Here is a 25,407-nt window from a genome sequence, read left to right on the forward strand (position 1 = left end):
AGCGAAAAACACACCGATCTATTGTTTTTATAGTGTTTACATGTTTTTTATTTTATATTAGGATTAAGGACTCTTTTATATGATTTATATCATTTTTACCTCTTACTTATTTACATACTTTCGATTGTTATTACTCTTCCATTACCATTCATATCGAAATTAAAATCGTTAAGCATACATACCATATAAGATAGATGTATCATGCCTGTTAAAAGTTATTTAGCATATCCGATGCAAGATCAACGCGAAGCGCTTGCCCAAGCGCTGAAAGAATTGCCAAACTGCGAAATAGTTCCATCGGATAATTACGATGTTTTTGTCATCGTAACCGATACATCCGATGATGCGCAAGAAAAAGAAATAGAAGAAAAATTACTTAAAATCGAAAGCATCCGGTTTCTGAGTTTGGTTTCCGGATACGAAGACCGCACCACTACGAATACGAATATGCAAGGAGGCTTGGCATGAACCGCCGGGAACTGCTGAAGCACATGGCTACTGTCGCTGCTATGTCCGCAGCCGCATCGTTTTTTCCGGGAATTGTATTTTCCGGCGAACAAGGTATCGAACGTTTTTTGCCGGATGAAAAATTGGACTGGAAAAAATCGCCTTGCCGTTTTTGCGGAACGGGTTGCGGGCTTCTGATCGGTATTCAAAACGGTAAAGCCGTCGCTGTCAAAGGCGACCCGGCCAGCGCCGTCAATCGCGGCTTATGCTGCATCAAAGGTTATCACTCTGTGATGGCGTTGTACGCCAAAGACCGCCTTACCAAACCGCTCATCCGGAAAAACGGACAGCTTGTCGAAACTACAATGAAAGAAGCGCTCGATCTCATCGCGCAAAAGATGAATGAATGCATTGACAAAAACGGTAAAGATTCGGTGGCCATTTACGGTTCCGGTCAGTGGACCGTACCGGATGGTTATGTCGCCTCCAAATTTATGAAAGGCGGTATCGGCACCAATAATCTTGAGTGCAACGCACGTCTGTGTATGGCCAGCGCCGTAACCGGTTTTATGACGACATTCGGTCAGGATGAACCGATGGGTTGCTATGAAGACATTGATCATGCCGATGTGTACATCCTCTGGGGCAACAATATGGCCGAAATGCATCCGGTGCTTTTTTCCCGAATGCTTGATAACCGCCTCCGCCGCGGCGCCAAAATTATTGATTTCGCCACACGTACCACACGTACCAGTATGGCCGCCGATAAATCAATCTTATTCAAACCGCAAACCGATCTTGCTGTCGCCAATGCCATCGCCTACGAACTGATACGCACAGGCCGTATCAATCAGAATTTTATTCAAAAACACACGACGTTCAAAAAGGGTAAAACGCAAATAGGATATGGTTTAGAAGATAAGTTTGCATTCCAAGATGAACCGCAGGGTGCTTCGTTGGAGGAATACAAAAAATTTCTTGAAGACTATAAACCCGAAATCGTAGAAAAAGTTTCCGGGGTTTCGGCATCCGATATTCGTTATCTGGCGTCATTCTATGGCAATGCCAATAAAAAGGTTACCAGTTTTTGGTGTATGGGAATGAATCAACATACACGCGGCACATGGATTCAAAACCTCGTTTATAACATTCATTTGCTGACAGGAAAAATATCTACGCCGGGAAACAGTCCCTTCTCGCTCACCGGCCAGCCCAGCGCCTGCGGTACGGCCCGTGAAGTCGGTTGTTTTACACATCGTTTGCCGCACGGCGAAGTAACCAATGAAAAAGACCGTCAACACGCGGCTGAAATCTGGAAAGTTCCCGTTGAAAAAATCCCTGCCAAACCTACATATCACACCGTTGAAATGTTTCGCGCTCTGGATCGCGGGGATATCCGTTTTATGTGGATACAGGTTACCAATCCGATGGTGACCATGCCCAAACTGAAACGTTATCGCGACGGTGCCAAAAAAGAAGATCGTTTTATCGTCGTCTCCGACGTCTATCCGACGCCGACCACCGACATCGCCGATGTGATTTTGCCCAGCGCCATGTGGATTGAACGCGAAGGCATGTTTGGTAACTCCGAACGACGCACGCAGCATTTCGAACAAATGCTGCAACCTCCGGGCGAATGCATTGCGGATGCATGGGCGATGATCGAAGTAGCTCGTCGGCTCGGTTACGGCGCGTTGTTTCCGTGGGATTCGAAAAACTATGTTGAAGAAATATGGAAAGAATATACGCAGTTTCATCACGGTAAAGATCACGAGATGGCTACGTACGAAATGCTCAAAGCCAATCCCGGCGTTCTTTGGCCATGTCCCGAGGGCAAAGAAACGAAGTGGCGTTACCATGCCGCCTACGATCCTGCAGCCAAAGGCGATGCGTGGGATTTTTACGGCAAACCTGAAGGCAAAGCTTGGATATGGATTCGACCGTATGAACCGCCGCCGGAAATGCCGGACGATGATTACCCGTACTGGCTCAATACAGGGCGCGTTTTGGAACATTGGCACTCCGGTTCGATGACACGCCGCATCCCTGTATTGCATCAGGCCGTTCCTTCTTCCTACGTGGAACTCAATCCCGACGATGCCAAAGAACTTGGTATTCGTCATGGCGACAAAGTGCGCCTGACATCGCGTCGTGGCAGCATCGTTATGAGTGCTTCGATCAATGAACGTGGTGTCCCTCCGCACGGCATGGTATTCGTTCCGTTTTTTGACGAGTCCCACCTTATCAACGAATTAACTCTGGATGCCTTTTGTCCTATTTCGCGGCAGCCGGATTTCAAAAAATGCGCCGTAAAGGTGGAAAGAGCATGAACCTCAAGAAGCTTTTGCTCCCTGAAAACCGCGTGATCTTTATCTCACTGAGCGCGCTTCTGATGCTGTGCGTCATCGTGATCGTGGGACAAAGCGTCATCCAGTCCGGAGCGGAAGCCTACACACCTTCGGTAAAAACACCGGGCGAAGCGGTGCTTCCGGATGAAGCCGGTGTTTTTAAACAAAGCGATCAGGCGCTTTATTATCTTGAGACACTCCATCAACAGGGTTCTCGCACACTTGCTGCGTTTTATGAGCGCCGGGCGTTTGACGGTGCGCCGCCGGTAATACCTCACGAAGTGACAGATGAACGCAGTGTCGGTGGTAACACCTGCTTGCAATGTCATGAAAACGGCGGCTTTGTACCCAAGTTTAACGCTTATGCTCCGGTATCGCCGCACCCGCAGTTTTTGAGCTGTCGTCAGTGTCACGTACCGGTTACGACGCGCAACGTATTTCGCGCATCGGGATTTACGCCGGTGAAACCGCCGGCTATCAATCGTTCCGCTCTGACCGGTGCACCGCCGCAAATACCGCATGACCTTCAGATGCGGGAAAATTGTCTGGCGTGTCACGGTGGGCCGGCCTCCGTTCGCGAAATACGTACACCGCATCCGGATCGCGTCAACTGCCGCCAATGTCATGGAGCTATCGAAGATAATACCGCCTGGATCCGTCCGGCGCCAACTCCGTAATCGCTTAACAAAAAAATTATGCGACAACACATGTTGTTTTCTGCGAATACGCGCATTTCCGAAATTCTACGCACTATGACCAGTGCTTGTTTGGTTGTAATTTTTGTTTCTTGCGGGCACGATCACACACAAGGCCTTTTGGAAAAACTAGATACCGCGCCCGCATGGTCGGATTCGGCCTATATGCATGTCCCTCCGACCACAGATACCTCGGCTTTGCATGCCGTACCACTTGTAGAACGACCTCTGTATGTCGTACCCCGCACGCCGCTAATCAAAAAATATCCCTGTACGGAATGCCATACCAAGGCTTTGGGACAGATGAAATCTAGCGATCCCTCGGGCCGAAAAGCGCACTGGGATAAAAACCTACAGCATGCGACGACCAACGTTCTGCAATGCACTGTTTGTCACGATGAACGAAATTTGAATAACCTGCGCAGCATCACCGGTGCAGTCATCGCTTTTAACGATAGTTATCAGTTGTGCCAACAATGTCATTCGCGTCAATTCAACGATTGGCAGGGCGGTGCACACGGCAAACGTGTCGGCGGTTGGGCGCCTCCGCGCACCGTAGCGTTATGTGTCGAATGCCACAATCCGCATCAGCCGCGTTGGGATATACGTTGGCCGGCGCAGCCCAGTCTGACGATGCAACGATTGATCAAATAATTTTATAACGGATACAGCATGTCACATTGCCAATGCCAACATACGCCGGATCCGCGCCGAGAAGGTCTGCGTGATTTACTTGCAGAAAATGTTCTCTCCGACTGGCTCAAACGAGACACCGAATGGGACTATCTGCGTGCGACGCCGTCGCTCGAAAATGTCATGCGCTGGAGTCAGTACCGCGATGACCATACGTCGGTACGACCTGATCCCAAAGCAACAGCCGCTGATCACGTGTTAGAACAATCCATGGATCGCCGTTCTGCCTTACAAAATATGGCCGCGGCATTCGTCGCCGGCTTAGGATTACTGCAAACCGCCTGCAATCCGCTTGCTCCGGCAGAAGATCGTGAAAAAGCACAACTGGCGTGGGATGATTATTTTCAGGGCAATTTTCGGATGATGAGTGACGCGGAAAAAAGAGAGGCCGTTAGCCGTCTGGAACGCATGTATGAAATGCATACCGGAAAACACGCACACATTTCCGATCAGGGCCCGATTCCCGGCGTACTTTACGGTTATGCATTCAATATTTCCAAGTGTCGCGGTTATCTGGAGTGTATCCGCGGATGCATCAAAGAAAATAATCAGGATCGCCGTTCCGGTATGCAGTACATCACCGTGCACGAACATAAAAAGGGCCGGATGGACTTTAGCGATGCACCGGACAATTTTTATCACGAAGTCCCGATGGAAGGTCATTTTTATATCGGCACGCAATGCATGCACTGCGAAAACCCGCCCTGTGTGGACGTTTGCCCTGTTCAAGCAACATGGAAAGAACAAGACGGCATCGTCGTAGTGGACTATAACTGGTGCATCGGTTGCCGCTATTGCGCCGCAGCGTGCCCTTATGATGCGCGCCGTTTTAACTGGCAGGATCCGGTCGTACCGGAAAATGAGGTCAATCTTAATCAACACTATCTCGGTAACCGCCTTCGCAAAAAAGGCGTGATGGAAAAATGCACGTTTTGCATTCAGCGTACCCGTAACGGGAAAAATCCGGCTTGCGTCGAAGCATGCCCCACCGGCGCACGTATCTTTGGTAATTTGCTCGACCCTTCCAGCGAAATCCGCTGGGTTCTTGCCAATAAAAAAGTATTTCGACTAAAAGAAGATTTGGGAACCGAACCCAAATTCTGGTACTTCATGGATTAGACTATGGAACATCTTGTTACGCCTGATCTGCCGCATCAAGCGGGAAAAATAACCGATGACATCCGTCCCGTCATCGCGCGTTCGTTTATTCGCGACGCGTTTGACAGCATCACACGCGGGAGGCCCGGTTATCATATCTGGATGGGCATACTGACATTTTTTATGTTGGCCGGCGCCTATGCTTACTCCGTGCAGTTAAGCGAAGGCTTGGCCGTCACGGGTATGAACGATCGCGTGAGTTGGGGTTTTTATATTTCCAATTTCACCTTTCTTGTCGGTGTGGCGGCGGCCGCGGTGATGCTGGTGTTACCGACGTACATTCTCAAGGATGTTGATTTTTCTAAAGCCGTCCTGATCGGTGAAGGTCTCGCCGTTTCGGCGCTGATCATGTGTCTTGCTTTTGTGACAGTTGACCTCGGCGGCCCGGGTCGTGCATGGCACTTGATCCCCGGCATCGGTCGCTTCAACTGGCCAAGCTCAATGCTTACGTGGGACGTACTTGTACTCAACGGTTATTTATTTCTCAATCTTACAATCCCGTTTTACATTCTGATGTGCCATTATCAGGGAAAGCATCCCAATCCCAAAGTTTATGTACCCGGTGTCATTATCAGCGTATTCTGGGCGTTCTGTATTCACTTAGTTACGGCATTTCTGTACGCCGGTTTGCCGGCGCGACCGTTTTGGAATTCATCGCTTTTAGGTCCGCGATTTTTGGCGTCGGCTTTTGCGGCCGGTCCGGCGCTAATCATCATTGTTTTATCCGTCATTCGCCGCTATACGACATATAAGGTTGAAAATGTAACACTGGGAAAAATAGCACTGATCGTAACCGTCGCCGCACAAATCAATTTGATCATGCTCGGTTCCGAACTTTTTAAGGAATTTTACAAACCGACGCATCACAGCGAAAGCGCCGTCTATCTGTTCTTCGGATTACATGGTTTCGGTGCGCTAAAGCCGTGGATATGGACAGCCATCGGATTAAATCTTATTGCTACCGCCATTCTTACACTGAATCCGTTACGCAGTAATCACAAATGGCTTTTGCCCGCATGCGCTTTGCTTTTTCTAAGCATCTGGATCGAAAAAGGAATGGGTTTGATCATTCCGGGATTTATTCCCGGACCGTGGGGTAAAATCGTCGAATATGCTCCGACGTGGGTTGAAATTTTCGTCGCGCTCGGTATTTGGGCGATGGGCATGTTTATTTTTACATTGCTCGTCAAGATCGCTATTCCCATCGAAACCGGTGTTCTGCGATATCAGCCTGCGAAACCTTCACAAACCAAAAATTAAACGTATGCCACGCGTTACAAAAAAGAATACACCAAAACGTGCTATCCCAAAACGTTTCCAGCGTTTTCTGAAGGAGTATCCCGAAGTCGGTAAAGCCTATTCGGCATTGAGTCATGCCGTACAAGATGCCGGCCCGCTAAATGAAAAAACCCGAACGTTGATCAAGATCGGTATTTCTGCTGGTTCGCGTCAGGAAGGAGCGCTCCATTCCCATGTACGCAAAGCGCTTGATGCAGGCGCTACGCCGGAAGAAATTCGCCACACCATTCTCCAATGCCTTCCTACCATCGGTTTTCCAGGCATGATGGCCGCCATGAGCTGGGCGGATGATATTTTGAACGGATAAGCCTATCAAAAAAACTTCGCCGAAATCCGTTCCGCACCAACTTTGCTTCTTTATTTTCATCATGATTTTTTGATCTAATGTTTTATTATGTGGCTTCAAAAATTTGCCACTCAAACAGAATCCAATCCAACCCTTAAACTACTCTAATCTCAATTGCCTGCCTCTTTGCAGTAAACATCAAAGCGCAAAAATACTTTACTATGTCGTAACGGTATGGCACTGCACTTGATTATCTGAAAAACTATCCTCAGATTCCTCCAAAAACAAAGGGAAAAAGAATGCCCGGCACCGTACGCATTGAAGTTTTGACAAGCGAAGTTTTGCAAAACAACCCGCTCAATGATCCGCACCAGCGCAAATTGGTCGTGTATTTGCCGCCTTCCTATATGACAGACCCCAGCCGGCGGTTCCCGGTTATTTACCTCTTGAGCGGATTTATGGGCTACGGTACGATGATGCTGTCACCGCAAGCCTGGGGTTATGCGATAGACGAACGTTGTGATAAACTCATCGCCGAACACGCGATGGAAGAATGCATCGTCGTCATGCCGGATTGTTTTACCCGTTGGGGCGGTGCGCAGTATATGAATTCGCCCGCCACCGGCAATTATGAAGATTATATCATTCGCGAAATCATCCCGTACATAGATCGTACATTTAGCACACAGACCGAGCGAAATCACCGGGGTATCATGGGCAAATCCAGCGGCGGATTTGGTGCGCTACGTCTTGCCGTAAACTACCCGGAATTATTTTCCGCTTTTTTTTGCAGCGCCGGCGATATGTATTTCGAATACGGATACAAACCCGATATTCCCAAAACCTACAATGCACTGTATAAAACCGGTGGCCTGGACGGATTTTTAAAAAAATTTTTTGAAGCCCCAAAAAAATCCGGCGAACAGATCACGGCTATCAATATCATCGCCATGGCGGCGGCTTATTCGCCGCAAGCATCCGAACCTTACGGTATCGAATTGCCTTTTGATCTGCAAACCGGCGCGCTCAAAGAGACCGTATGGCAACGCTGGCTCGCCCACGATCCGGTTTTTTGCGTGGATCAAAAAGCCTGGCGCGAGAATCTTTCTAAGATCAATCATGTTTTTTTAGATTGTGGTGCCCGTGATGAATACCATCTTCACATCGGTGCGCGTATATTTACGGATAAACTTCGTAACTATAGTATCCCGCATTGGTATGAAGAATTTGACGACGGCCACATGGGTACAAGTTATCGTTATGACGTATCACTTTCCAAATTAAGCCGGAGTATTGCATGAAATCATTGTTTTTTATTTTTGTTTTTGGCTTTTCCGGCTTGGTATCCGCGCAATCACTGCCGGTAACATTGTGGCTGGATGTACAAATCCAAGAACCGCTCGCATCCGACTCCAATGCATGGACGGCACGGGCGCTCCACCGTTCTCTGGCACCCGCCTTGGATAAATCCTCTTATTTCAAAATCCATCCGTCCGCAAACGGAGCACCCGAATATTATGACGGCGTCATCCGTGTCGTGTGCGGTTATGAAAAAAATGAACTTCGCTTTCAGATGACCGTGCGCGATACACTGCATAGCCTTCAAAAAGATTTTTCATATAAAACCAAACCGGGACAACTTCGTGCGACGCATGAAAAAATGATGACCGATATTTTTTCATCCTTTAATATCGCCGATAAAAAAGCCCTCGAAACGGTAAAAAAAGATTTACAAAATATTCGCTCCGATGAAGCGTACACGATGCTTCAGCAAGCGTTTGCCGCATGGTCGGATACGCGAACCGCAGACAGCTGGATACAAAAAGCGTTACAAAAGGAACCGCGCGCTTCGCTCTTGTACGAACGCGCCGGTGAATTGGCCGCGGCGCGCAACGAATACGATGCCGCCATTAGTTATTATCACAAAACTCTCGAGCTGGATTCGGCGCGCTTTTATATCTATCGAAAAATAGCGGATGTGCACTACGATCATAAAAACAATCTCAAGTCGGCAAAGGCTAATTATTTTGAAGCCACGCACCGCGATCCGACAGACGCTGCAAGTTGGTTACAATTGGGTTACTGCGCTTATCTGGAAAAAGATTATACGATTGCACGTAACTACGCCAATAAAGCCGTCGAAGTATGGCAGAAAAAATTCGGTAAAACCGTTTACCGGGAAACCGCTACGGCATGGAATCTGATCGGTAATGTCGCGGTCGCCGAACGTGATACAGCCGGTGCGCGCGAATATTTCGAAAAAGCAACGAACACCAATCCGTATGATATCATGGCGCGCAAAAACCTGGCGCGTTTATACGAATTTGACCGCCGCTGGGACAAAGCCGTATCCATGTACGGTCAGGTATTAACTCTGGAATCGCAAGACATCACCGCGCGATTATCCTTGGCCAATCTCATGTATCAGAAAAAACGGTATGTTGACGCCGCACGGTATTATGTCAGTGCCGTGATGATAAAACCCGAGTCAGAAAACCAACGTGAGAATCCGATACAAATCCTGCAGTGGATGTCCGCCAACCGCAAAGACATCAAACCTCTGCAAACACTGATGGATTCCGTAGATGAACGCATTCTTGACGACGCCACCGATCCCAAAAAGCAGTTCGAACTGCGCATCACTTCCGGTTATGTATATTTGTATTATTTGCAAAAACCCACCGAAGCCATCCATGAATTCAAATCCGCGCAATCGTTGAACCCGCGCGCATACCGGTTGGACTACTACCTCGGTGAAGCCTATTTTCAGGTCGGCTCGTATGATCTTGCATTACCTTTCCTGCGCCGCTATGCCGAGCATGCCGAAGACAGCTATACCTACGCCAAAGTATTTTTGCTGCTCGCCAAAACGCTTAACAAGCTCAAGCGGTACGAAGAAGCGCAAATCGAAATCATCAAAAGCATTCGTGTATACCCCAATGCCGAATCGTATTACGTTCAAGGTATCGCGTTTCGCGGCACACAAAACAACGAAGAAGCTGTTCGCGCATTTGAACGGGCCGTCAAAGTATTTCCCAACTACACACAGGCGCATTACGAATTAGGCCGCGCCCACATGGCGCTTCGCAAATACGACAAAGCGCTCCCGGAGCTACAAAAAGCGGTCGAACTGGATTCGTCCAACTATCAGTACCGCCAGACTCTCGCACGCTGGTACAGCACGCTCGAGCGATGGGAAGAGGCCGATGCGACGCTGGCTGCGACGGAGCGACGAATGTTAAGCGCCGGTGTCAAAGACCCCACGGTGTATGAAGATTGGGGCGAGCAGTATTTTCAGCAAAAGAAATACGATGTTGCCTCGCAAAAATATACTCTCGCCTACGGCGCCGATACGACGACGATCCAGGCTTGTTTTCGATTGGCCAGTATCGCCGCATCCCAGCATGACGGCACGTCCGCCCTGCGATGGCTGAGTCGTGCTTTCAGAAATCGTTTTGTGGACTTTAACGCGTTGCTCAAGGATAAAAACTTTAACGCCTTGCGTCAGACTCCCGAATATGTCGAACTGGTCGGCACCTATGAACGCGCTTACAACGAAGAAGTACAGAAAAAAATAAATTTGACCCGATAGGAGATGCGGTGGAATCTTCACACGAAACCGAAAAAATAGTATTGGATGATGACGCTTCGACAGAAGCCGTGCGTACGCAGTTTGGCCGCCTGTACAATATCATGCGTGAGTTGCGTGCCAAATGCCCTTGGGATAAAGAACAAACGCACGCCTCACTGCGACAGTACCTTTTGGAAGAAGCCTACGAGACCCTCGAAGCCTTAGATGAAAATAATTATACCGAGCTGCGCAAAGAAATGGGCGATCTCATGCTGCAAATTCTTTTTCATTCGCGCATTGCCTCCGAAAACAATCATTTCGATCTGGTGGATGTATTGCGAACCATCAACGATAAACTGATTCGCCGCCATCCGCACGTATTCGGTGACATCGAAGCCAAAACCGCCGATAAAGTGCTGGAGAATTGGGAACAGATCAAACTCAAAGAAGCCGGCCGCACCTCGGTATTGGACGGTGTGCCCAAAGTTTTACCCGCACTGGTACGGGCGTATCGCGTACAGGAAAAAGCCTCACGTGTCGGTTTTGACTGGGGTCACGTGGACGAAGTATGGAAAAAAGTACACGAAGAAGTAAAAGAATTAGAAGAAGCCGCACGATCCGGACAACTTCAAAAAATGGAAGATGAGCTCGGTGACGTACTTTTTTCCGTCGTTAATCTCGCACGTTTTATGCCCATCAATCCCGAAGATGCGCTCCGCGGTACGATCGAAAAATTTACCCGCCGTTTTCAATATGTCGAACGGAAGTATGCCGAAAATCAAAAGGATATGAAAACCGCTACGCTCGAAGAAATGGACCAATATTGGGATGAAGCGAAACGACTCGGCTACTGAGATGAACCTTCCATTTTAAAAACACGAAATTTTATCAACGCATGCATCATTCTACTTTTTCTCCCGATCGCGAATTCCTTGTTACCGACGAGGACACACTAAAAAAATTATACGGCACGCCCAGCGAAGCATCGCTCGCTAAAGAAACCGATTACATTCATCCGCATTATCGCCGATTTATCGAGGTGTCGCCTTTTTTTGTATTAGCGACCTCCGGCCCGGACGGGCCTGATGCGTCACCGCGCGGGGATAAACCGGGTTTTGTGACTGTAGAAAATGAAAAAACACTTTTGATACCGGATCGCCGCGGCAATAATCGCATGGACAGCCTGCGTAATATCATTCACAATCCTTCCGTAGCGCTTTTTTTTCTGATACCGGGTATCGGCGAATCGCTTCGTGTCAACGGGCGCGCACAGATTACCGTCGATCCGGCATGGCGATCACGATTTGAAATGGAAAACAAACTTCCGGCGACCGTTTTAATCGTTCACGTCGAAAAAGTATTTTTCCAATGCGCCCGCGCCATCCAACGTTCCGGCCTGTGGGATCCGTCTTTGCATATCACCCGCGATCAACTCCCCAGCACGGGTACTATTTTGGAAGACTTGAGTGCGCAACGCATTACCGCCTCGGAGTATGACCGGGACTTGTATGGGCGCCAGAAAAATACGTTGTATTAATATCGAAGCATGAATACGGAACCGCACATCGAATCGCATTTGATCGTCGAAACGCCCGAAAATATTTTTTTGGAGTTCGAATTGGCCGGCCTTGGCTCTCGTTTTTTAGCGTATTTGATTGATACGGCCATGCAGGCGATTTTTTTTATTATTTTGGTTTATGTTTTAGCCATAGCTTTCGCGTTTATCGGCGGCTTGTTACATATCGAAGAAATTTCCGATGGATGGCGCAATGCACTTTTGGCCATCGGTATTTTCTTGCTTTATGAAGGATATTTTATTTTTTTTGAAACCGTCTGGCGCGGACAGACGATCGGAAAAAAAATCCTCCGCCTCCGCGTCGTCAAAGATGAAGGATACCCGATCACTTTCATGGATGCAGCTATTCGCAATCTGATGCGCATCGCCGATGCTTTGCCCACATGGTTTTATTTTCCCAGTTACGGGCTCGGCAGCGCGGTTTTGATCGGTAATCCGCAAGGTAAACGGCTTGGCGATTTTGCCGCCGGAACATTGGTGATCAAAGAACGTACAACGACCGGATTTGAAAACTTCGGGTTGCTGCATCTCAATCCCGAAATGGTTCGGGGTATCACGCTGCCCAATCTGAACCGGATCAACGATGATGAGTATTTTGTGCTGCGCTCTTTTTTTTACAGAAAAAACGCATTCGAACCGATGCGTCGAATGGCGCTCGCCAAAACAATTGCGGCACATTTTCGTACAAAACTGAATATTTCCCAAGATGCCTGGCCCAACGATATCCGGCTTTTGGATACGATGATGTTATTAATCGAAGAAAAAAAACGATAGAGGAAATCATGAATCAACTTGTCCTGCGACTTCTTATGTTATCGGTAGTACTCCTTGGCGCATGTGCACCCAAGTCGGCGCGCGTGGAAGAATGGCTGACGTATTACGAAAAATCCAATCACCTCGAAACCCCGCGTTATGACGAAACCGTCGCTTACCTTCAGCGCCTTGAGCAGGCCTCGCCTTGGATCAATCTGACGTACTTCGGCGTCAGCCCGCAAGGCCGTATGAACCCGCTTGTCATCGTGGATAAGGATCGCCGTTTCAATCCCCAGGCGGCCCGCCAAAGCGGAAAGAATGTACTTTTGATTCAAGCCGGCATTCATGCCGGTGAAATAGACGGTAAAGATGCCGGAATGATGCTGATTCGTGATCTCGTGATTTTTAAGAAAAATCCGGAACTGCTGGATCATACCGTGATTTTATTTATGCCTTTTTTCAATGTTGACGGGCACGAGCGTTTTGGTCCGTACAACCGAATCAATCAGAACGGCCCCAAAGAAATGGGTTGGCGTACCACTGCGCAAAATCTGAACCTTAACCGCGATTACATGAAAGCCGATGCACCCGAAATGCGCGACTGGCTCAAACTGTTTCAGGCGTGGAAACCCGATATCTTATTGGATTGCCATGTCACCGACGGCGCCGATTATCGGCATGCGGTGACGTATGCTATCGATCAGTCGCAAAATCTCGCTCCGTCAGTGCGGTCGTTTACAAAAGACATCTATATGCCTGAATTGAAAAACGCCATGGCGCAATCCGGTTTTCCGATGTCACCGTATGTCAACCTCGTCGAAGAGCGCGATATCGCCCAAGGTTTGATCGGTGGCAATTCCCCGCCGCGATTTTCGACCGGTTATGCCGCTCTGCAAAACCGTATCGGTTTTTTGATCGAAACGCATATGTTCAAAGATTACAAAACCCGCGTGGACGGCACGTACAATATCATCCTGCACACCCTTGAGACCATGCATCGTCATGCACCCGAACTCAGACAAACCATGTTGGATGGAGATGCCTCGGCGGAACGCATGACCGGATCTTATTTACCGATTACTTTCCGTTGGTCCAAAGCGGATACGATTGATTTTCTCGGATACAATTTCCGCATGGAAAAAAGCGCCGTGACGGGCGAATCGTTTGTGTATTGGGAAAACGTGCCTATTGATTACCGCTTACCTTTTTATGATCAGGTATCAACTACCGATTCTGCATTGGTACCGTATGCATTCATCGTTCCCCAGCAGTGGACATCCGTATTGGAAAGACTGGAAGCGCACGGGATCGTAACGGAAAAACTGGACAGAGACCGCGATATCAAAGTGATCTCATACCGATTTTCCAATGCAAAATGGTCTGAAAATCCGTTTGAAGGCCGTTTGTCGATAAATTATAAAACCTCCGAATCCGAAGAAACACGCCGCTTCAAAGCCGGTGACCGGATTGTGAAACTCAATCAACGCACGGCACGTGTGATCATGCATTTGCTCGAGCCACGCGCTCCTGATGCCTTAGTCCAATGGGGATTTTTTAATGCGATCTTCGAACAAAAAGAATACGGCGAAACCTATAAACTGGAACTGCTGGCGCGCGATATGCTGGCCAAAGACAGCACGCTGCGCGCAGAGTTTGAAAAACGCGTCAAAGAGGATAAAAACTTTACCGGATATAATCGGCTCAATTGGTTTTATGAACGCTCACCATGGTGGGATAAAAATGTAAATCTGTATCCGGTGGGTAAAATATTAACCGCCGAGGATATTTCCGGATTTTAATGAGGCCTACACAAATGTGTAGTGTTTGAAACATAGTTCGCTTTATTGCGTTGTGGATTGCACATAACACTATAACAACAAATAAAAGGAACACATGAAACAACGTCTTTTTTTCGGTATGATGCTTTTGGCAACTTGGTATAATACGGCATTTGCGCAGTCCGGTAATCCCGTGTACGGTGCATCGTTTTATCGCCTATGGACGAGCAGTGACAAAATCAGTGAATACGCATACGCCTTGCGCGTGGAATCATCGAAATACGGTTATGGAGTTTTTCATTGGGGAACGCGATCCAAAGATCCTAATGAATCTTATAAAGGCCCATCCTCTGATCCGTTCGATGCGGCCCACATGACCGGATGGTTTTTAAGACCCAATATTTGGCCATTCGGCGCACGAAAGATACCCGTTTATGCGCATTTGGGTTATACGTCACGAAACTATAATTCGGATGTGATTGATGAAGGGTTGAATGGCGATTTGTCCTCGCATGATTGGTCTTTCGGATTATTTACCAAAAATGAATATCAGATAAAGCAGCGCGTGGATTTGGCTCCTGAGTTTGGCGTGTATCACATCACACGAACCGCCAAACCTTACGGTGATTTGTCAGCAGGAGACAGCCGGGGTTGGGTCTATGAAGCGAATTTAAGAATCGGCGTTCGTCTTATAAGCGGGCTTAGCCTGATCACTGATCTTGGTTGGTCGGACGAATTCGCTACAAACGGAAAACACAGTTGGCTTCAGGGCGAATATCCGGGTAAAATCAATGCCGGTGCCGGTATCGCCTACTATATCCGGTAAACCGCAATAGTTGACTTTGAAAAACCATCGCATAAGTCTCGTATAGATACGAAAGCTCATGAGATGGTTTTTATTTTATACCGATGAAATATTCATTGCCCGATTGCGTTTAAGCCATTATATTGCCGCGCAATTTTTGATAACTTTTGAAAATAAAATAAGTAAAAACCGATGGTCCGTACGATATTTCGCGCTAAAATTCACCGTGCCCGTGTCACTCAACTTGATCTCAACTATCACGGGAGTATCACTATTGATCAGGATTTGCTGGATCTCGTAGATATTTGGCATAATGAAAAAGTGCAGATCGTTAATGCCAATAACGGCGCCCGTTTGGAAACGTATGTGATCGCCGGAAAACGCGGAAGCCGCGTTATCGGTCTCAACGGGCCGGCCGCTCGTTTAGCCATGCCCGGTGACGTGATTTCCATCATAGCTTATGGCGCGGCGGAAGAATCCGAAGCACGGACTTTTCATCCTAAAGTAGTGCTTCTAAATCAAAATAATGAAGTCGTCGAATCGCATACAATCCCCTCGCACGATGATGTAAACCGTTAAAACGCGGTATCCCGACCTTGTTTTTTCATATATAGTGACGTCACACGCGCATGCAGGACATCCGAACCACCCTTACGTATCTGTACGACCTCCAGTTTTTCGGTATAAAGTTCGGCCTCGAAAATACCCGCGCTCTTTTGCAGTTTGTCGGCAATCCTCATAAAAAATTCCCTGTCATTCATGTGGCCGGCACCAACGGAAAAGGTTCCGTCTGTGCGATGCTGGCTTCCATATTTGAAGCCGCCGGTTTACGTTGCGGGTTATACACGTCACCGCATATCGTTCATTTTTCAGAACGCATCCGCATCAATAATATTGAAATCTCTGAAAATGATATCGTTCGTTTGACGCGTCTTTTACAACCGGAAATTGATCGTTTGCAATGTACGTTTTTTGAAGCGACGACCGTGATGGCCTTTCAGTATTTTGAAGAGCAGCATGTGGATATCGCCGTCATCGAAACAGGCCTTGGCGGACGCCTTGATGCAACCAACGTCGTCGAACCCGAAGTATCCGTCATCACTACGATTGATTTTGATCACATGGCTTACCTCGGTGATACGTTGGAAAAAATCGCCTCCGAAAAAGCCGGAATAATCAAACCGGACAAACCCGTCATCGTAGGCAACGTACTGCCCGAAGCATTCTCCGTGATGCAAAAAAAAGCGCACGAAAACCGATCGCCGCTATATGTGCTGGGTACACATATAACAATTCAAAATTCTGAAGTCGGTATTGATGGCGGATGCATGGACGCGCAGTGGCGATTTTCCGATAGTCAGGGCACGATCACAAAAATCAATATACCTTTGATCGGTGAACATCAGTTGGACAATGCCGCATTGGCCGTGGCCGCCGCACGATTACAAACCCGTTTTTCCGTTTCGGATGACGATATCCGTAAAGGAATACGCGCGGTGATCTGGAAAGGCCGTTGTTTTATAAAACGCAAACGGCCGTGGGTTATCGTTGACGCGGCGCATAATCCGGCAGGTATGCGTTCACTGGCCCGGTCTATAGCTTTACTGCATAAAGAAATTACCGGTCAGAAAATACTGATGATCGGAATGCTTTCCGACAAAGACAGCCGAAACGCTTTGCATGAAATCGTACCGCTGTTTGATCGGGTGGTCGCAGTGACACCGCCCAACCCCCGCGCTCTACCGGCCGATGCACTCGCCGCGTTGATTCATCAAACAGGAAAACCGGTGGAAGTGATCCCCGATACGGTGTCGGCCTACGATACCACACTACAAAAACTAAAAGCCGATGACCTTTTGGTGGTCACCGGCTCATTCTACGTCTTACAGGATATTCTTTTACGCTGATCCGTTTTTTCGGTGAGGACATGCCGACGTATTAAGACAGCTGTCCGGCAAAATCCGGTCGGACGCGTGGTTGCCTTCGGCCATAGCACGAACGATATTTTCCACATCGCCGTCCTTTACAAAACCATACCACACATTATCGGGATAAATCACGACGTTAGGGCCGTGTTCGCATTGATCCAGACAGCCGGCTTTATTGGCGCGCACTTTTCCTTTGAGGTCGTATTTTTTCAGCGCCTCATTAAAAAGTTTTTGCAGATTGTTCGTTCCGCCGGTATTACAACTTCCGCGCGGATGTCCGTCTTCCCGCGTGTTGGTACAAATAAAAATATGATGTTCAAATTTAGCCATGTCGTATTCTCTCCTCTCAGATTTTGCTGAGACCGGTTACGGTTTTTGAAATCATGCCATACGCTTTGGCTTCGTCGGCGGTAAACCAGTAATCGCGATTGGTATCCTGCGCAACTTTTTCGACGGGTTGCCCGGTTTCACGCGCTAAAATTTCGTTGAGCTCTTGTTTGAGGCGAACGATTTGCTGCGTACTGATTTCAATGTCTTTGGTGGAACCGCGCACACCGCCGAGCGGTTGGTGAATCATGATGCGGGAATGCGGCAAGGCCAAACGGTTTTCTTTTTTGGCCGCAACAAGGATGATCGCGGCTGCACTGGCAGCCAATCCGCAGACGATGGTTTTGACCGGTGCGTCAATCAATTTGATCAAATCATAAATAGCCAAACCGTCATCCGCTACGCCGCCGGGCGAATTGATGAAAATTTTGATTTCTTTTTTGGGATCCTGTTCGTTGAGAAACAAAAGCTGCGTGATCACACGGCGCGTGACTTTGGGACTGATCTGTTCAAAAAGCAAAATCGTACGCGATTGCAGAAAAAATTCCGCCATCTTTTTTCCGAGCGGATCTTCTTTTTGCGGCTCTTCGGTTTCTTTTTCTTCTTCCTCTTCGTCTAAACGTTCGATGAGATCGTACATCGTCATAGAATGCATATATACTCCTATTGGATTATTTTTTGATGAGTGTTGCAAAATCGCGCACGGCCTGATCGAGGCCCACAAACAGCGCCCGCGCAAAAACAGAGTGACCGATATTGATTTCTTCGATTTCTTCGATGTCCAGAAGCTCGCGGATATTATTGTGATTGATGTGACCTGAAAGCGTAACCGATAGCGTCAGTTTTTTGGCGGCCATCGCCATCGCTTTCATGTTTTCGAGTTCCTGCTCCATCAGCGTCAGACTCGCAGCGCCCGTGTATTTATCGGTATTGAGCTCGACGTAGTCGCAACCCATGCGGGCCGCCGTGCGCAATTGATTGGCATCGGTATCTACGAGCATGTTTACAACGATACCGTTCGTTCTCAGAAAACTTACGATCGGAGCCAATAGGGCTTCTTTTTCAACGGCATTGACACTGCGGATGGAGGTACTGTCACGGTCAATCATGGTCACCATCTCCGCTTTGGCCTGAATAGCGGCCTGCGCGTTTTCCATGGTCGGTACCAAACGCAGGTTAAAATGCGAATGGATGGTTTCTTTGAGCATGCGCAGATCGCGCTCTTCTGCCGCGCCCGCCTGCATCATGGTATATACGATACTATCCACGCCGGCCATTTCCAGCATGGATATTACATGCAATGGATCGGGCGTTTTGCCGCCGCCCATCTGACGAATGGCTACTACGGCATCCAGCAATATTCCAAGTCGTTTCACGCTGTCATTCTCCGAAAAATTCGATAATTACCGCTAAAGATTGATAAATCCTGCGTTAATTTCAACGCAAATTGCATACGGAACGCTTTTGTTTTTTAGAGAGAACCTCTATATTGATTTACGCAGCGCGGCTTATTAACTATAAATGCACTGCAACCGAAACCCTACTTCACCGTATTATGTTTTAATTCGTATGCTAATGGAGAATATTTGATGATTTCGTTTAACGGAATATTGATCATTTTAGCCGTCATCCTCGTTTTGTGGTTGATTGATAAGTATGTCGCATCCGGTTTGCGTGCACTTGTTAGGGATTGGAAAAAATCGCACATCATCATCCGCAGCTTTTGGGTGGCCAATGTGCTTATGTACGTCCTTGTGACGACCGGCATGTTGTTTTTTATGCTTCGCTTGGGGCCCATGCCGCTGCGTGCGACGATCATGGGATTATTTGTCGCCTTGCTCGTGCCAAAGCTTGTATTGGTGGCGCTGCTGCTGGCTGAAGATGCGACGCGTTGGTTACGTAAAGCTTGGTCTGTCGTCCGGCGCACAAAAACTAAGGAAGAAACTTTTTTGCCTTCGCGGCGCAAATTTATCGCGCAGATCGGATTTGGTCTGGCCGCGATACCTTTTGGTTCGATTCTCTACGGTATTACCCGAGGAAAATATGATTTTACCGTGCACCGCACCGATGTTTTTATCAAAGATCTTCCTTCGGTTTTTGACGGTTTTACGATCACCCAGCTTTCCGATATTCACGCCGGCAGTTTTGACGATGCCGATGCCGTCAAACGCGGCGTTGATCTGGCCAATGCGCAACGCTCGGATTTGCTGGTATTTACCGGTGACATGGTCAATAACCGTGCGGAAGAACTTACGCCGTGGCTGAATATTTTTAAAACATTGAATGCGGATTACGGGAAATACGCCACGCTGGGCAATCACGATTACGGAGATTATGTATTCTGGCCTTCGCCGGAAGCTAAAGCCGAAAACCTTGCGTGGCTCCAATCTATGCATGCCGAGATGGAATTTACGATGCTCAATAATGCCCACACGGCAATTTCCAAAAACGATGCGCACCTCGCTTTAGTCGGCGTAGAAAACTGGGGTCTGCCGCCGTGGCCGCAAAAAGGCGATCTGAAAAAAGCGCTGGAGGGTATAGAACCGGCGGCGCCAAAGATATTGCTCTCGCACGATCCTACGCATTTTGAAGGAGAAGTTTTGCAACACGCATCGCGTATTGATCTGACGCTATCCGGTCACACGCACGGTATGCAGTTCGGTGTGGAAATTCCCGGATTCCGATGGAGTCCGGTGCAGTATCGCTACCCGCGATGGGCCGGATTATACACTGAAAACGGGCGTGCATTGTATGTCAATCGCGGATTCGGATTTATCGGCCTGCCCGGACGCGTAGGCATCTGGCCGGAGATCACGGTGATCACACTGCGTTGCGGGTAATTGTGGGATAAAGGATATGGTGTTTTGCAATACCCATATTTACTAGATGAATTTGTTCCGATAAAATTAATCCCCAACTATCTTCATTTATTTCAAATTTCTTTCTTTCAATAATCTTTCTAAAATTTTTGATCTGATGTTTTTCGGATCGTTAACCAACTTATAGATGAAGTATACAGGGATCAGAGTAAAAAACCCCCAGGCGTTTTTTGCAGCGCTATAAATAATAATTCCCGCGATAAACCCGACAAACAAAGCGTTATTAATGGAAAAGGATTTCATTTTTTTCGCTTCAACCAACAACTCCTGATCTGTTAGCTGAGATAGCTCTTTTTCGGCCGATTCCGACATTTTTTTTTGTTTCATTTTTCTTAATATTTGATGGTTTAGTGTTCAATGCGTTTGTTTATAGATATGCTTTTACAATTAAAAAATATCAAAACACTACAAAGCGTTCAACTTCTTTGGAATTTGATTTTAAATTATAAAATAAACTTTCGAACTTTTAATCGAAAAAACCAATCTCGCAGAGACGCAAAGCTAAATACAAATCAGAATTCTTAGCGGCTTTGCGAGAGTATTCGGTTTGTATTGCGCGACGCTTCGCAATCTTAGTCGCTCATACGTCTATTGAGAGGCCAAGGTGATGTTGTTGTGTTGCGGGTAATAGGAGCTTTGAAATGAAATCTGCTTGTATGCTTTAACTTCTACTTGTTTCAAATATTAAGTTTCGACGGCTAATTGAACGATATTTTTTTCTCTATTACAGACTATTTAAATCAACGAAGATTGTAAAAGCTCTTGACTTTCAAAATGAAATCGAATATGATGATCCATTGTTGTTTTCTAAAAAAACTCTAAGTATTACTAAGTCTCTCGGCAGTCAGATATTAACTAATGAGGTAATCTATGAATCAGCATCGTAAAATGTGGGGGGGGGGTAGCGCTTATTCTTGGGTTGTTTTTCACTTCCTGCGAAAAATCCAATCAAACTGCATCTGAAGTGAAATCCGACAAAGGAAATCTCTCCCGGCAGGACGCGCATCTCTATCTTGAAAATTTATCCAAACAAATTGCTCTGAATGGCAATGCCGGCTCTCTATCTAAGTCTTTGTCCGTAACGGGAACGCCCTTTCTCGCCAAAATAGCAAAACAAGGCCATGTGGCTATTGATGAAGTGACCGACGTTTCTTCAATTATTACAGTAGAAAATCAGTTACACGAAATTCGAATGGAAGTATTCAATCCGCAAAAGGCGGAAGCTATGTCCAAAAGCGCGGCGGTAGCTTCCGGAGATTTATATGGCGTTTATGCGGATCCGATTGATTACTACGACGGCTCCTCTGATCATGTCAACTTCCCTGTTCAGATCGTATCTGTCAATAACGGAGAGTATTCAAGCCGCGAAGAAATATGGACTGCACCTTATTCCGCTGATATTGATCAAATTGATGACGAATTTAATCAATATATCAGCTCTCTACGCGAGAATACGCCGTATCCTTTGTACGCATTGACAATAGAAAATATCGAAGAAGACCCACAAGACGGAAATTTAAATAAAAGCGCGGCGGCCGGCCCGTATCTTGGATTTGAAGGAGTATATCTTAAAGTCGAACGGGATGGGTTGACGAATGAAGAGTTCGAATTGTGGTGGACTGAGCCGGCCGTATCAAACCTCATCCACAAACGCGATATGTTCAACGGTCATCATCACACGGATGAAAGCGGGGCCAATGTTTATTTTCCGGATGTCAATCACAAAGGAAACTGGGAACAACTCGGCGATGAGTTTACTACTCCGATCCGACTGATCAGCCTAGCCGACGGCATTGTCAAAGCTTTAACTCCGTGGGAAGATGATGCGACCGCAGGTAGCATGAAACGTTTTAATGATCATCCTGAACTCTATAACCCGGTAATTGATGGTGTACAAACCGGCGCATGGGCTGATATCAAGAAATATGATGATGCGTTTAATTGCGAAACCAATATAGTAGATGACAATGTCGGATTACACTATCTGCTTGATGGTTTTACCGGAGCAGACGAAGACGATCCGTATTCCGAAGGCGCTGTATATCGTATCTCTGCTGTGAGTATATTTAACCGGGCACCCAATGGGGTAAGATTTGAAACAAATCAAGCTTTGAATCACGATCTTGATGATATCAACTATCGTTTCAATTACTATTCGAACTAATAATTTATAATTTTGAATCAATCGGTTGCCGAGAGACTGATTTATTTAAAATTAACGGGACATGTATGAAAAAATTAATCATTTGTTTGTTTTTCCCTTTGGCGATGTCCTGCCAATCGTGTTATAAAGAATATAATACAGACTCCCGCCTTCAGGAAGAAAGGGATATCGTATTGAGCGTTTTAGCTCCGGACACGTCTAATGGGTTCATTCGGGAAAATGCCATCGAAGTTTTTGTGGGTAAGATCGTACCTACGGATATTCATAATAAATATTCCGTGTATGGTATGCAGGATTCGCTATTAAAAGAATTGATGATCAATACCCGGCAGTTTTACATCGCTTATTACAAATACGATCCCAACGCCATCGTCTCCATTGAAGGTAATGGTCAGAATGTTATTTTGGAATATACGGATCGTGGAATATACAGAGATATAAATCGTAGCCTCAAAATCAAACCCTCCGCTCGGTACAAATTAAAAGTAAAAAAAAAGGATGGTCGAGTTTTCACGTCTGAAACAGTAATTCTGAATACTTTATCAATTCAAAATGACTTTTCAGATACTGTATTGATCAAACCTTATCGAGAAGCCGGTTTGTTTTATGCAGATACAGTATTACTTAAATCAAGTACTTTGCTTAATGCAATTTATTATGTGTTTCAAGAGAAATCTAGTAATATTTCATTTTCGGTAAGCACTTATACATTCCAAAACAATGCTTATGACGCTGTAATATTCACTAAGAGTGAATTTGATACGACCCGAATAGACTTTGTTACAGTAAATTATGAATTCCGCGCCATAGATAGCGCATACGGCATGTTTCACCAGCCTCACGGGCATAGTATGACAGCCGAATTTGGCGATTGGGATATTACCCTTTACGATATCCCCATCGAAAAACGCTCTAATATCAAAGGAAAAAATGTTGTCGGCGTATTTGGTAATTATTCCGCCGATCGAAAAAAAGTAACTTATAAAGCAGATTGGTGATTTTATGAAAAAACTTATCCTTGTCTTACTTTTCAGTAGTATTTCATTGCAAGCGGTTGCTCAAGAAAATAACCGGGAACGTCCAAATATTATAATCGGAGCGGACGTTTCACCCTTAAGCCGTGGTTCCGGCACGGAAGATCATTTTTTCATAGCCGGTAATTATCCTATTAACCAAAAAATCCATGTCGGTCTGAGTTATGGTTTTCTCGCGAAAGATGCGGTTTCGATCAATCACGAAAGACTCCACCAAATCGGCAGTACCCTATGTTATCGTCTTGGACAATCGGGAAGTTTCCGGTTTTTTGCTAAGACGGATCTCAGTTTTTTTTATAAACCTGATGCCCAAAAGCTAATAGATAAGAGTTTCTTCAGGCATACCGTGGGTGGAGGAGTATGGACTCGACTGACGAACCGTTTTTTTCTGAATACAGAAATAAATATTGGTGGTTTTTTCTATGGTCGCAATGAAGCCGTCAAATATCAATTTTATAATGCCGCTGACATAAAAGCAGGTATAGGGTTTCAGTTATGAAAAAAATTATATTTTTTCTTCTACTATCCTATGCCGCATCAGCATTTTCGCAGGATTTGGGATGGCAGAGAGTTCGTTTGATCTGCGGCTCTGCGTGGTCATTTACATCCGGTGACGAATATTTATATACGACTATTCAAATTCCTGTTACAAAAAAAATATTTGTCGGGCTTTGTGGAGGATATCGGCCTCAAGATGTAAAAACCGTCCATGCGGATTTTACTGTGGGTTACGACTTGGTTACATCAGGACCCAACCGGTTATTTTTTAAAACAGATGGTTCTTTTTTCGTACGGGAAGGCAGTTTTATTTTTGACGGACGTTTTTTTCGTCAAACAATAGGATTAGGCTACACATCGTTCATTCTTAAAAAAGTAGTTATAACGACAGAAGTAGCCTTTTTGGGATTCTACTATGGCAGTCGGAAGGATCCGCCACCGAGCAAAAGACATCCCTCAGTTTTTGGCGCCGGTGAGTTAAAAATAGGCATAGGTTATAAGTTTTAATTCATTTTGTTTTAGAGTTATTTTCCATGCCATTTATCAATACGCTTTACAAAGCGTACGTAATCTCGCAGAGACGCAAAGCTAAATACAAATCAGAATTCTTAGCGGCTTTGCGAGAGTATTCGGTTTGTATTGCGCGACATCCCGTAGTCTTAGTCACGCACGCATTATACCGAAGATCACAACGATCACACCACGGGGCTGTGGTTTTTTAGAACAGAGATTCAAACCTGTATTTAAACCCAAATCATAGTTTTAATATTTTTATTCAGCTCAAGTTTCTCTTTTTTTCGAATTTCGGACTTGAGCGGAAGTATGTACGTTTTGTGTTTGGTGTCAAACCATATCGCAGTTTCCCATTCCGTATTTCCGATTTTCGCCGTCGCTTTCAGTCGTCCCCAACCCTCTTCCTGCCGCTTAAAGTTTTCTCTAATTTCTTTGGCCATTTTGATCGGCAGAGAAACAAAGTGCCAACCGTTGGGTGAAGGATGTTGCCAGGTTTTGGCTGAAAATTCGTATTTGATTTTACCGTTCATAGTCTGATTTCGATTAGGGTATAAGATATATGCTGACGATTTTGGGTTTGGTGATCGCGCGAAGGTTCAAAGCACCCATCGTAAAATGAATCCATAGAAGACCGGATAACAACCGACACAAACCG

The 25,407-nt window shown here is 46.4% G+C and carries 26 protein-coding genes; 21 read left to right on the forward strand and 5 right to left on the reverse strand.

Annotation, left to right across the window (positions count from 1 at the left end; genetic code table 11):
• Positions 1-201 precede the first annotated feature (201 nt).
• The 16 genes from HUU58_07430 (at position 202) to HUU58_07505 (ending at position 17,316) form a co-directional block, all read left to right on the forward strand.
• The gene (locus HUU58_07430; protein ID NUN45499.1) at positions 202-468 is read left to right on the forward strand and encodes a hypothetical protein; all 267 of its coding nucleotides are present in this window, start codon (positions 202-204) and stop codon (positions 466-468) included.
• Positions 465-2,777 (forward strand): molybdopterin-dependent oxidoreductase, encoded by a 2,313-nt coding sequence (locus HUU58_07435; protein NUN45500.1) that lies wholly within the window; start codon positions 465-467, stop codon positions 2,775-2,777. Before HUU58_07430 ends, HUU58_07435 begins: the two co-directional genes overlap by 4 nt.
• On the forward strand, positions 2,750-3,472 hold the full coding sequence (locus tag HUU58_07440; GenBank protein ID NUN45501.1) for a nitrate reductase cytochrome c-type subunit: 723 nt from the start codon (positions 2,750-2,752) through the stop codon (positions 3,470-3,472). The genes HUU58_07435 and HUU58_07440 overlap by 28 nt, the downstream gene beginning before the upstream one ends.
• An 18-nt stretch (positions 3,473-3,490) precedes the next feature.
• On the forward strand, positions 3,491-4,144 hold the full coding sequence (locus HUU58_07445) for a cytochrome C (GenBank protein ID NUN45502.1): 654 nt from the start codon (positions 3,491-3,493) through the stop codon (positions 4,142-4,144).
• Positions 4,145-4,393: 249 nt separating this feature from the next.
• Entirely contained in the window at positions 4,394-5,302 is a 909-nt protein-coding gene (locus HUU58_07450) for a 4Fe-4S dicluster domain-containing protein (GenBank protein NUN45503.1), read from the forward strand.
• Positions 5,303-5,305: 3 nt separating this feature from the next.
• On the forward strand, positions 5,306-6,601 hold the full coding sequence (nrfD, locus tag HUU58_07455; GenBank protein ID NUN45504.1) for a polysulfide reductase NrfD: 1,296 nt from the start codon (positions 5,306-5,308) through the stop codon (positions 6,599-6,601).
• 4 nt (positions 6,602-6,605) lie between these two features.
• A complete protein-coding gene (locus HUU58_07460) occupies positions 6,606-6,947 on the forward strand; it encodes a carboxymuconolactone decarboxylase family protein (protein NUN45505.1) in 342 nt (113 codons plus the stop codon).
• A 278-nt stretch (positions 6,948-7,225) separates the two neighbouring features.
• Positions 7,226-8,227 (forward strand): alpha/beta hydrolase, encoded by a 1,002-nt coding sequence (locus HUU58_07465; protein ID NUN45506.1) that lies wholly within the window; start codon positions 7,226-7,228, stop codon positions 8,225-8,227.
• Complete coding sequence (locus HUU58_07470) at positions 8,224-10,518, forward strand: tetratricopeptide repeat protein (GenBank protein NUN45507.1); 2,295 nt, start codon at positions 8,224-8,226, stop codon at positions 10,516-10,518. Before HUU58_07465 ends, HUU58_07470 begins: the two co-directional genes overlap by 4 nt.
• 101 nt (positions 10,519-10,619) lie before the next feature.
• Positions 10,620-11,351 (forward strand): nucleoside triphosphate pyrophosphohydrolase, encoded by a 732-nt coding sequence (gene mazG / locus HUU58_07475; protein ID NUN45508.1) that lies wholly within the window; start codon positions 10,620-10,622, stop codon positions 11,349-11,351.
• A gap of 41 nt (positions 11,352-11,392) precedes the next feature.
• Entirely contained in the window at positions 11,393-12,034 is a 642-nt protein-coding gene (locus HUU58_07480) for a pyridoxamine 5'-phosphate oxidase family protein (protein NUN45509.1), read from the forward strand.
• Positions 12,035-12,043: 9 nt separating this feature from the next.
• On the forward strand, positions 12,044-12,847 hold the full coding sequence (locus tag HUU58_07485) for an RDD family protein (protein NUN45510.1): 804 nt from the start codon (positions 12,044-12,046) through the stop codon (positions 12,845-12,847).
• An 8-nt stretch (positions 12,848-12,855) separates the two neighbouring features.
• Positions 12,856-14,625, forward strand: coding sequence for a M14 family metallopeptidase (locus HUU58_07490; protein NUN45511.1), 1,770 nt, complete (start codon positions 12,856-12,858; stop codon positions 14,623-14,625).
• A gap of 94 nt (positions 14,626-14,719) precedes the next feature.
• Positions 14,720-15,430: a hypothetical protein gene (locus tag HUU58_07495; protein NUN45512.1), complete on the forward strand. Its 711-nt coding sequence runs from the start codon at positions 14,720-14,722 to the stop codon at positions 15,428-15,430.
• A 171-nt stretch (positions 15,431-15,601) separates the two neighbouring features.
• Positions 15,602-15,988, forward strand: a complete 387-nt coding sequence (locus HUU58_07500; protein NUN45513.1) for an aspartate 1-decarboxylase — start codon at positions 15,602-15,604, stop codon at positions 15,986-15,988.
• Between the two features lie 50 nt (positions 15,989-16,038).
• Positions 16,039-17,316, forward strand: coding sequence for a bifunctional folylpolyglutamate synthase/dihydrofolate synthase (locus HUU58_07505; protein NUN45514.1), 1,278 nt, complete (start codon positions 16,039-16,041; stop codon positions 17,314-17,316).
• Here HUU58_07505 and HUU58_07510 read toward each other — a convergent pair.
• Genes HUU58_07510 through HUU58_07520 form a run of 3 tightly spaced genes read right to left on the reverse strand, consistent with a single transcriptional unit; the run spans position 17,308 to position 19,040 of the window.
• Positions 17,308-17,667 carry a (2Fe-2S) ferredoxin domain-containing protein gene (locus tag HUU58_07510; GenBank protein ID NUN45515.1) on the reverse strand — a complete coding sequence of 120 codons (360 nt, stop codon included), beginning with the start codon at positions 17,665-17,667 and terminating at the stop codon, positions 17,308-17,310. The genes HUU58_07505 and HUU58_07510 overlap by 9 nt on opposite strands.
• A gap of 16 nt (positions 17,668-17,683) precedes the next feature.
• The gene (locus tag HUU58_07515) at positions 17,684-18,310 is read right to left on the reverse strand and encodes an ATP-dependent Clp protease proteolytic subunit (GenBank protein NUN45516.1); all 627 of its coding nucleotides are present in this window, start codon (positions 18,308-18,310) and stop codon (positions 17,684-17,686) included.
• A gap of 25 nt (positions 18,311-18,335) precedes the next feature.
• The gene (locus HUU58_07520) at positions 18,336-19,040 is read right to left on the reverse strand and encodes a pyridoxine 5'-phosphate synthase (protein NUN45517.1); all 705 of its coding nucleotides are present in this window, start codon (positions 19,038-19,040) and stop codon (positions 18,336-18,338) included.
• A gap of 213 nt (positions 19,041-19,253) precedes the next feature.
• Here HUU58_07520 and HUU58_07525 point away from each other — a divergent pair, with 213 nt between their 5' ends.
• Positions 19,254-20,504 carry a metallophosphoesterase gene (locus HUU58_07525; protein NUN45518.1) on the forward strand — a complete coding sequence of 417 codons (1,251 nt, stop codon included), beginning with the start codon at positions 19,254-19,256 and terminating at the stop codon, positions 20,502-20,504.
• An 87-nt stretch (positions 20,505-20,591) separates the two neighbouring features.
• Here HUU58_07525 and HUU58_07530 read toward each other — a convergent pair whose 3' ends face one another.
• Positions 20,592-20,855 (reverse strand): FUSC family protein, encoded by a 264-nt coding sequence (locus HUU58_07530; GenBank protein NUN45519.1) that lies wholly within the window; start codon positions 20,853-20,855, stop codon positions 20,592-20,594.
• A 652-nt stretch (positions 20,856-21,507) separates the two neighbouring features.
• On the opposite strand from HUU58_07530, the gene HUU58_07535 reads away from it, so the two are divergent.
• From HUU58_07535 to HUU58_07550, 4 genes are all read left to right on the forward strand, one after another.
• The gene (locus HUU58_07535) at positions 21,508-22,707 is read left to right on the forward strand and encodes a hypothetical protein (protein NUN45520.1); all 1,200 of its coding nucleotides are present in this window, start codon (positions 21,508-21,510) and stop codon (positions 22,705-22,707) included.
• A gap of 65 nt (positions 22,708-22,772) precedes the next feature.
• On the forward strand, positions 22,773-23,705 hold the full coding sequence (locus tag HUU58_07540) for a hypothetical protein (GenBank protein NUN45521.1): 933 nt from the start codon (positions 22,773-22,775) through the stop codon (positions 23,703-23,705).
• A 4-nt stretch (positions 23,706-23,709) separates the two neighbouring features.
• Positions 23,710-24,240: an outer membrane beta-barrel protein gene (locus tag HUU58_07545; protein NUN45522.1), complete on the forward strand. Its 531-nt coding sequence runs from the start codon at positions 23,710-23,712 to the stop codon at positions 24,238-24,240.
• Positions 24,237-24,746 (forward strand): hypothetical protein, encoded by a 510-nt coding sequence (locus HUU58_07550; GenBank protein ID NUN45523.1) that lies wholly within the window; start codon positions 24,237-24,239, stop codon positions 24,744-24,746. The genes HUU58_07545 and HUU58_07550 overlap by 4 nt, the downstream gene beginning before the upstream one ends.
• Before the next feature lie 236 nt (positions 24,747-24,982).
• On the opposite strand, the gene HUU58_07555 is transcribed toward HUU58_07550, so the two are convergent.
• Positions 24,983-25,270 (reverse strand): DUF1905 domain-containing protein, encoded by a 288-nt coding sequence (locus HUU58_07555; GenBank protein ID NUN45524.1) that lies wholly within the window; start codon positions 25,268-25,270, stop codon positions 24,983-24,985.
• Positions 25,271-25,407 lie beyond the last annotated feature (137 nt).

The organism is bacterium, assembly GCA_013360215.1.
Lineage (GTDB): Bacteria > CLD3 > CLD3 > SB21 > SB21 > JABWCP01.

What these genes read in the sequence shown, in the direction of transcription:
- HUU58_07430 (NUN45499.1), top strand. Translation starts at nt 202, where the DNA reads ATGCCTGTTAAAAGTTATTTAGCATATCCGATGCAAGATCAACGCGAA.
- HUU58_07435 (NUN45500.1), top strand. Translation starts at nt 465, where the DNA reads ATGAACCGCCGGGAACTGCTGAAGCACATGGCTACTGTCGCTGCTATG.
- HUU58_07440 (NUN45501.1), top strand. Translation starts at nt 2,750, where the DNA reads ATGCGCCGTAAAGGTGGAAAGAGCATGAACCTCAAGAAGCTTTTGCTC.
- HUU58_07445 (NUN45502.1), top strand. Translation starts at nt 3,491, where the DNA reads ATGCGACAACACATGTTGTTTTCTGCGAATACGCGCATTTCCGAAATT.
- HUU58_07450 (NUN45503.1), top strand. Translation starts at nt 4,394, where the DNA reads ATGGATCGCCGTTCTGCCTTACAAAATATGGCCGCGGCATTCGTCGCC.
- nrfD (NUN45504.1), top strand. Translation starts at nt 5,306, where the DNA reads ATGGAACATCTTGTTACGCCTGATCTGCCGCATCAAGCGGGAAAAATA.
- HUU58_07460 (NUN45505.1), top strand. Translation starts at nt 6,606, where the DNA reads ATGCCACGCGTTACAAAAAAGAATACACCAAAACGTGCTATCCCAAAA.
- HUU58_07465 (NUN45506.1), top strand. Translation starts at nt 7,226, where the DNA reads ATGCCCGGCACCGTACGCATTGAAGTTTTGACAAGCGAAGTTTTGCAA.
- HUU58_07470 (NUN45507.1), top strand. Translation starts at nt 8,224, where the DNA reads ATGAAATCATTGTTTTTTATTTTTGTTTTTGGCTTTTCCGGCTTGGTA.
- mazG (NUN45508.1), top strand. Translation starts at nt 10,620, where the DNA reads ATGCGTGAGTTGCGTGCCAAATGCCCTTGGGATAAAGAACAAACGCAC.
- HUU58_07480 (NUN45509.1), top strand. Translation starts at nt 11,393, where the DNA reads ATGCATCATTCTACTTTTTCTCCCGATCGCGAATTCCTTGTTACCGAC.
- HUU58_07485 (NUN45510.1), top strand. Translation starts at nt 12,044, where the DNA reads ATGAATACGGAACCGCACATCGAATCGCATTTGATCGTCGAAACGCCC.
- HUU58_07490 (NUN45511.1), top strand. Translation starts at nt 12,856, where the DNA reads ATGAATCAACTTGTCCTGCGACTTCTTATGTTATCGGTAGTACTCCTT.
- HUU58_07495 (NUN45512.1), top strand. Translation starts at nt 14,720, where the DNA reads ATGAAACAACGTCTTTTTTTCGGTATGATGCTTTTGGCAACTTGGTAT.
- HUU58_07500 (NUN45513.1), top strand. Translation starts at nt 15,602, where the DNA reads ATGGTCCGTACGATATTTCGCGCTAAAATTCACCGTGCCCGTGTCACT.
- HUU58_07505 (NUN45514.1), top strand. Translation starts at nt 16,039, where the DNA reads ATGCAGGACATCCGAACCACCCTTACGTATCTGTACGACCTCCAGTTT.
- HUU58_07510 (NUN45515.1), bottom strand. Translation starts at nt 17,667, where the DNA reads ATGGCTAAATTTGAACATCATATTTTTATTTGTACCAACACGCGGGAA.
- HUU58_07515 (NUN45516.1), bottom strand. Translation starts at nt 18,310, where the DNA reads ATGACGATGTACGATCTCATCGAACGTTTAGACGAAGAGGAAGAAGAA.
- HUU58_07525 (NUN45518.1), top strand. Translation starts at nt 19,254, where the DNA reads ATGATTTCGTTTAACGGAATATTGATCATTTTAGCCGTCATCCTCGTT.
- HUU58_07530 (NUN45519.1), bottom strand. Translation starts at nt 20,855, where the DNA reads ATGTCGGAATCGGCCGAAAAAGAGCTATCTCAGCTAACAGATCAGGAG.
- HUU58_07540 (NUN45521.1), top strand. Translation starts at nt 22,773, where the DNA reads ATGAAAAAATTAATCATTTGTTTGTTTTTCCCTTTGGCGATGTCCTGC.
- HUU58_07545 (NUN45522.1), top strand. Translation starts at nt 23,710, where the DNA reads ATGAAAAAACTTATCCTTGTCTTACTTTTCAGTAGTATTTCATTGCAA.
- HUU58_07550 (NUN45523.1), top strand. Translation starts at nt 24,237, where the DNA reads ATGAAAAAAATTATATTTTTTCTTCTACTATCCTATGCCGCATCAGCA.